At 50.8% G+C, this 6516-nt stretch carries 6 protein-coding genes; 1 reads left to right on the top strand and 5 read right to left on the bottom strand.

Annotated elements, in window-relative coordinates; translation table 11 throughout:
* Window positions 1–378: 378 nt before the first annotated feature.
* The 5 genes from QZT18_RS23160 to dapF (QZT18_RS23140) form a co-directional block, all read right to left on the bottom strand.
* The gene (locus tag QZT18_RS23160; protein ID WP_294152054.1) at window positions 379–1161 is read right to left on the bottom strand and encodes an N-acetylmuramoyl-L-alanine amidase; all 783 of its coding nucleotides are present in this window, start codon (window positions 1159–1161) and stop codon (window positions 379–381) included.
* Between the two features lie 116 nt (window positions 1162–1277).
* Window positions 1278–2090 (bottom strand): diaminopimelate epimerase, encoded by an 813-nt coding sequence (gene dapF, locus QZT18_RS23155; protein WP_294152052.1) that lies wholly within the window; start codon window positions 2088–2090, stop codon window positions 1278–1280.
* 50 nt (window positions 2091–2140) lie between these two features.
* The gene (locus tag QZT18_RS23150) at window positions 2141–2686 is read right to left on the bottom strand and encodes an ANTAR domain-containing response regulator (protein ID WP_294152050.1); all 546 of its coding nucleotides are present in this window, start codon (window positions 2684–2686) and stop codon (window positions 2141–2143) included.
* 127 nt (window positions 2687–2813) lie between these two features.
* Window positions 2814–4118: a glutamine synthetase family protein gene (locus tag QZT18_RS23145; protein ID WP_294152048.1), complete on the bottom strand. Its 1305-nt coding sequence runs from the start codon at window positions 4116–4118 to the stop codon at window positions 2814–2816.
* A 205-nt stretch (window positions 4119–4323) separates the two neighbouring features.
* Window positions 4324–5196 (bottom strand): diaminopimelate epimerase, encoded by an 873-nt coding sequence (gene dapF / locus QZT18_RS23140; RefSeq protein ID WP_294152046.1) that lies wholly within the window; start codon window positions 5194–5196, stop codon window positions 4324–4326.
* A 422-nt stretch (window positions 5197–5618) separates the two neighbouring features.
* Between dapF (QZT18_RS23140) and QZT18_RS23135 the strand changes: the two genes are divergently transcribed.
* The gene (locus tag QZT18_RS23135; protein ID WP_294152044.1) at window positions 5619–6470 is read left to right on the top strand and encodes an AraC family transcriptional regulator; all 852 of its coding nucleotides are present in this window, start codon (window positions 5619–5621) and stop codon (window positions 6468–6470) included.
* The last annotated feature ends 46 nt before the right edge of the window (window positions 6471–6516 follow it).

Raw genomic sequence — 6516 nt, 5'->3', positions numbered from 1 at the left:
TCTAGCATCCGCTGCGCATTCCACAAGCGGGAGCGAGTCCCTGTAGGAATTTTTTCTCCTGGATTCCCCCTCACCATCCCGAACCCCGACCTAACGGCGGCGTTCTCATTCCTCAATTAAATCACTATCTCCTCCCATCATACTACACCTTTCCCCCAGCTTCAATTACATCCTGAAAACCAACAATATAAGAATCAGCCCTCTTCCCACAAATCTAAAAAGCCCTCCCGTTACACACAGGAGGGCGCAGACCAAAACAACTGTATTCCTTACCGGAAACCTAAAAACAGGAATTCCCACTTTTACTTCACAATAGCCAAATCACCAAAAGCAGAGTTAAAAACGAATCCATAAAAACCAGGGATAAGCGGGCAGTTTCTAATTCACTGCCGGTCCATGAACCATTACCGTCGGGAATCCCATTTCCCTCAGTTCCTGTTCCATCTTTGCAGCATTGTCAATGTCGCTAAAGGCTCCGACTCTGACTTTGTAAAGTCCGTCCTCGGATACCAGATATGCCGGAAATCCTTCCGACTTCAGTTCTTCGAGCTGCTGCTCAGCCAGGGAGCGGATGCGGTAGGCGCCCGTCTGGATCATGTAGAATTGCTCTTCCTCTTCCTGCTGCCTGATCACATTCAGTATTCCGGTTGCAATCGCATTTGCGATCTCGTCAAACTGTGCGTCAAACCTTGCATTATCTTCCGGATTGTCGATAAAACCAGCTTCCACCAGTACGGCCGGTATCTGCGTTCTGCGAAGGACCACCAGACCGGGTCTTTCAAAGGTTCCCAGATCCGTGAAGCCCGTTTTGGCAAGTTCTCTATTGATGGAAGATGCCAGTTCTTTGGCAAGTCCTTCTTCTCTGTACACCAGCGACATTGTGCCGGAGCCTGTTCCCGGCTCTGCGGCTGCATTTCTGTGGATGGAAACGAAAAAATCCGCATCGGCCGCGTTTGCCATATCTGCTTTTTCATAAGGCGAATCATACACATCCGTAACCCTTGTGAAAATTACTTCAACACCGTTATTTTCCAGTATATCCCCGACGGCCAGCGCCAGTCTCAGATTGTCGTCCTTCTCCTGTCTTCCTTCGAAAACCGCTCCCGGATCGTATTCACCGCCGTGACCGGCATCTATAACCACTCTCTTTCTTATATCCAAAAGAAAAACTCCTCTCACATACCTTTGTACTATTAAAGTATGTGAAAAGAGTTAAAAGTTGCCTTATTCCTGCTTTTATAGACGAAAAACCGTTACAGAAATTTTCACGGCCGCCGTTACTGCGTATATTCGCCGTTAAATACCTCCACTGCCGGTCCCGTCATATACACGGTATCCTTTTCCCGATCCCATGTGATTGTAAGACAGCCGCCTAAAAGCTCCACTTCCACCGTGTCGTCCGCATATCCGGCCAGAATGGCGGCCACTGCGGTGGCACAGGCGCCGGTTCCGCAGGCCATCGTCTCGCCGGAGCCCCGCTCCCAGACGCGCATCTTGATATGTTTCCTGTCAATCACCCTGATAAACTCCGTGTTCGTCCTGTCCGGAAATTTATCGTGGTGTTCAAAGCCGGGCCCCATTTTCTCCAGGTCCAGTGTTTCAATCGGCCCGCCGAATTCATTTTCAAACAGCACGGCGTGGGGATTTCCCATAGATACTCCAATAAAATGATATTTCTTCCCGTCCACTTCCATCTCTTCAAACAGTTCCGAGGTCTGAACCGGTTTTCCCATATCCACGGTGACGGCCGTCACTTTTCCATCCTCCACCTTCATATCGAGGTATTTGATCCCTGACGCCGTCTCAACGCTGATTTGGGGCCTGTCTACGATATGATGGTCATAGGCATATTTTCCCACGCAGCGGACTCCGTTACCGCACATGGCGCCTCTGGTGCCGTCCAGGTTGTACATATCCATCTGACAGTCCGCCACATCCGACGGTTTAATCAGAATCAGGCCGTCGGAACCGATTCCGAAATGACGGTCACTCACCGCTATCGCCAGCCCGGACGCATCCTCCACCCTCTCCTCAAAACAGTTCACATATACGTAGTCATTGCCGATTCCCTGCATCTTTGTAAATTTCATATTTTCCTCCCTGATTCTCCGCGTATCCGGTAAAACGCCGAATCAATTTATCATTTGTAAAGGCTCAGCACCATCCTGGCCGCCTCCGCAATCCCCGTTCCGCTGTCCATGCTGCATTTCTGCAGATATTTGTGCGCCTCCGGCTCCGTCATGCTGTTGCGGCTGATCAGGAGTCCCTTCGCCTGGTCAATGGCCTTTTTGTCGTCCTCATTTCTCATGGACATACGGTTTCTTTTCAGCTTCCGCTTCTCCGTCTGCATCCGCTCTATCATGCGCACCGTGGACATCAGATCACACATTTTAAACGGCGCCGGCAGACATACAATCTCCCCCATGTTTTCACCGCTCCACCTGGCGGGTGAGGCGATCAGAAGCATGTCAAAGCCCGGCGGAAGCTGGCGTTTCAACTGGCGGCAGGTCATGTCGCCGAACCTGAAACCGCTGATCACGATCCCGCTCTGCAGATCATCCGCCTGAGCGAGAACCTGGGAACCGGATGTGCAGGACGCCGTCACCTGCAGTCCATTTTTTATCAGTATATTTTTAATATTTCTTCCATCTTCCGGCCTGGAAAATGCCACTATGACGTTGATCACACAGTCTCACCTCGCTGTTTTCATGCCGCCCCCTGTGTCCCCGGTCTCCTGCTGCGATAAAAGGCCTCATTTACACTGCGTTTAAGTCTTCATTTACACCACGTTTACGTCTTCATTTACACCGCGTTTAGCAGCGGTAAAGGTATTCGTGAATCTCCCAGTCGGTCACAAAGGAACAGAAACGGTCCCATTCCTCCTGTTTGCCCTCCCGGTACATCCCGCAGAGCGTTTCCCCGAACGCTGTTTTGGCAAATGCATTTCCGTCCAGTTCCCTGAGGACCACGCCCAGCGTCTCCGGGAATTTCGGGTTTTCATCACATTCCGGGGTCCGCATCTTTTTCTCAACTCCATCGAGCCCCGCGGCCGCAAGCGCAGCCAGAACAAGATAAGGATTGGCCGATGGATCGGGAAAGAGCGCCGTGATAGTTACAATCCCGTTCTTATCCTCCGTATAGCGCACCGCCTTGTCATTGCCCTCCTCCCAGACGGTAGCCGGGAATTCGGGCTGGACTGCATTGCATTTCTCCGCGGCAAGGCGTTTGTAGGAATTGATCAAAGGGTTGGTAAATATCATCATGTCCCGTAAATGTTTTAATATACCACAGCGGAAGTACATGGCCGTCTCTTTATCAGTATTGCCATTTTTATCGCGGATTACAATGCCCGTATGAAGACCGGAACCGTCTCCGTTACCGTTCGGCTTCGGCATAAATGCCGCATGCAGCCCATGGCGCTTTGCAATTCTCTTCACCGCCGTCTTAAAAGTCTGAAGGTAGTCCGCGGCTTCCACACCGTAGCGCACGGGAAGCAGAAAACAGTGCTGTCCCGGAGTTGTTCCGTGATGGCTGCTCTCCACCTCCATCCCTGCCTCCGAAAGGCTGAGCATGATGTCGCGCCGGACGCTCTCGGCCAGGTCAATCGGCCCCGCATCGTAATATCCTGCGACCTCATGGGTGACCGTCGTCGGCCTCCCCTCATCATCCGTATGAAATAAATAAAACTCGCATTGAAAATCAAAATAAAGACTTAGCCCCAGCCGCTCGGCCCTGACGATCGTCGCTTTTAAAAGGCTCCTTGTATCAATCGGGGACGGGCTGCCGTCGTAGTTCATAACGTCGCAGATTACCCCTGCCACATTCTCCTGTCCCGAATCCCAGGGAAGAATCTGGTATGTAGCCATATCCGGTTTCAGGTAAAGTCCTGTATTCTCCGCCTTGTCCTGCAGACCGGCTGGAAACGGAAGAACCGTCCCCTCCTTCTTCAGGCCGCCCAGAGCAAAACAGTTGATTGGATAACCGTCCGCCATCACCTTTTGGGACTGTCCGCGGGTCATCTCGACCATCTTGAGCCGGCCGAATAAATCCGTAAACTGCAGTTTCATCAAATCGGCTTCTTCATCTAAAAAACATCCGTCTATTCTCTCTTTATCCATGTTTATTTCTCCTTATGCGATACAGGGCGGACAGCAAGACGCTTCGCAGGGCAACGCGCCAGCTTGATCGGATATGCTGCCCATAAACTGCGGCCGCCCCGCACGCCTCACACCGTTTTCCAAAATACGTCAAAAGGAGCCGTACCGGTTCCGGCACAGCTCCCCGACCTGCTTAAACTATAGCAGTCTGTATTTTCTCTGTCAATTATTTTTTTCCGTGCATCGCACGCAGTTTTTCGGTCAGTTCGGCTCCCAGTGTGATGCTTCCCACATAGCCGACTTCACCTACCATGTATACGGTTCCGTCCTCTTTAATCTCCACTTCCAGGATTCCGCCGGGCATATGGACATACATGTTATTATCGGCCAGCCCCAGTTTAAGCGCCGCGCAGGCAGCCGCACAGGCACAGCTTCCGGAGGCCAGAGTATACCCTGCCCCTCTCTCATAAATTTCAATCTGAATATTGGTCCTGTCCAGCACATTGAGAAGCTGTGTATTCACCTTCTCAGGGAAATAGTCGGCATTCTCGGAATGCTCTCCAATCCTGCACACCTGCTCTCTGGAAATCTCGCTCATCCAGATTACACAGTGCGGATTGCCGATGGAAAGACAGGTGGTCACATAAGGAATCTTCCCAAACATCATCGTCTGGTTAACCATCTCGCGGCGTTCGCCTGTCACGGGGATCTCATCACTCCAGAAGGTCGGGCGTCCCATGGATATCTTAACCCTGGTCCCCTCCTCGTTGAGGTAAAAAACATTCTCCTCCCCGCTCATGGTCATCCAGGAAACGCTGGTCTTCTGCACATAACCGGCGTCCTTTAAATACTTTGCAAAGATCCCCATGCCGTTTCCGCTCTTCGGCACTTCACTTCCGTCCGGATTCAAAATCTTCACATACATCTTCTCCTGATCCAGATAGGGACCTGCAAGAATTCCATCCGAACCCACTCCAAAGTTCCTGTCGCAGATCAGCTTAATGTTCTCCTCACTCAGTTCCAGCTCATTCTTATTCGGATCATATACGAGATAATCATTTCCCATGCAATGGTATTTCTCAAATGTAACCTTCTTCATTGACGTATCCTCCCGGTTCCGGCGCCCTATGGCGGCTATTACTACACACTGTCTGCACTTTTAAGTAACGGCTGCGCTGTCCTTCTCCACGGCACTCTCAGCATCCGGCTTAGCAGACATACCTTTGTTTATATCCATTATATACTGAACAAAAATAATTTTCTACAATTATTGTGCTGCAAATCTTACAAATAATGCTATAATGGTTACTATTCACACGGATGTATCCCGCGAGGTGTTTTCACGTGTTTTTCGTGAAAATCCCGAGTTAAGCGGCGCGACGCAACGAAAAGTGCGCGATGCGGACTTTTCATTACAATCAACGGAGTTTTTTGCCGTTTCTGTGCATCGCGAAGCGGGTTGCTGGGCACGGAGTGAACAGTAACCTATAATGGTTACAAATATCAGAAAGGAGGGGAAATATGGATTCCTATGAAAAACGCGGCTATCTGGACCGGGAATTCCGGCTGTTCCATCTGGCGGCCTGTCTGCCCGACGACATCAACTACCATTACCATGATTTTGACAAAGTCCTGATCTTTTTAAAGGGTGACGTGGATTATATTATCGAAGGCCGCTCCTACCATCTGAACCCCTACGACATCGTCCTGGTCGGCCACCACGCCATCCATAAACCGGTGATTGGCTCCGATGAAATCTATGAACGCATCGTCGTATATCTCTCCCCCGACTATGTGGACAGCTTCCGTTCCGAAAACTGCGATTTAAGCCGCTGTTTCCAGGATGCCAGGGAGCACTGCTCCGATGTTCTTCGTATCAGTTCACTGAAAATCAGCTCCCTGTACGAGAGTCTGCTCCGTCTGGAAAAAGCCTGCCGTGAAGATGGCTATGCCAAAGAGCTGTACTGCCGGATCCTGTTTCTGGAATTCATGATCCACCTGAACAGGGCTGCCGTAGAAAACCATCTGGAATATGTAAGCACCAGCCCGGGCAGTGAAAAAGTCCTGGAAATCATGCGCTATATCTCCGAAAACCCATCGTCCGACTACACAATAGACAGCCTGGCGTCCCGTTTCTACCTCAGCAAATACCACATGATGCGGCTCTTCAAACAGGAGACAGGTTACACCATCACCAGCTACATCAACGAAAAACGCCTCCTGATGGCCAAAGAACTCCTAAACCGCGGCGTCCCGGTCACCGAAGTCTGTTACCACTGCGGGTTCAGGAATTATGCGGCGTTTTTGCGCGCCTATAAAAAGACGTTTGGGGAGAATCCTAAGGCGGGCAAAAAGGGGGGGAAGTTTAGTTGAGATGCGAGGACGCCTCTGTAAGATGGCGGACGGGGGAGTGGGAGGG

Origin of the sequence: uncultured Clostridium sp. (assembly GCF_900547735.1) — a bacterium.
Lineage (GTDB): Bacteria > Bacillota > Clostridia > Lachnospirales > Lachnospiraceae > Otoolea.
The sequence above is the reverse complement of the archived record's forward strand: the minus strand, read 5'-3'. Positions and strand labels throughout refer to the sequence as shown.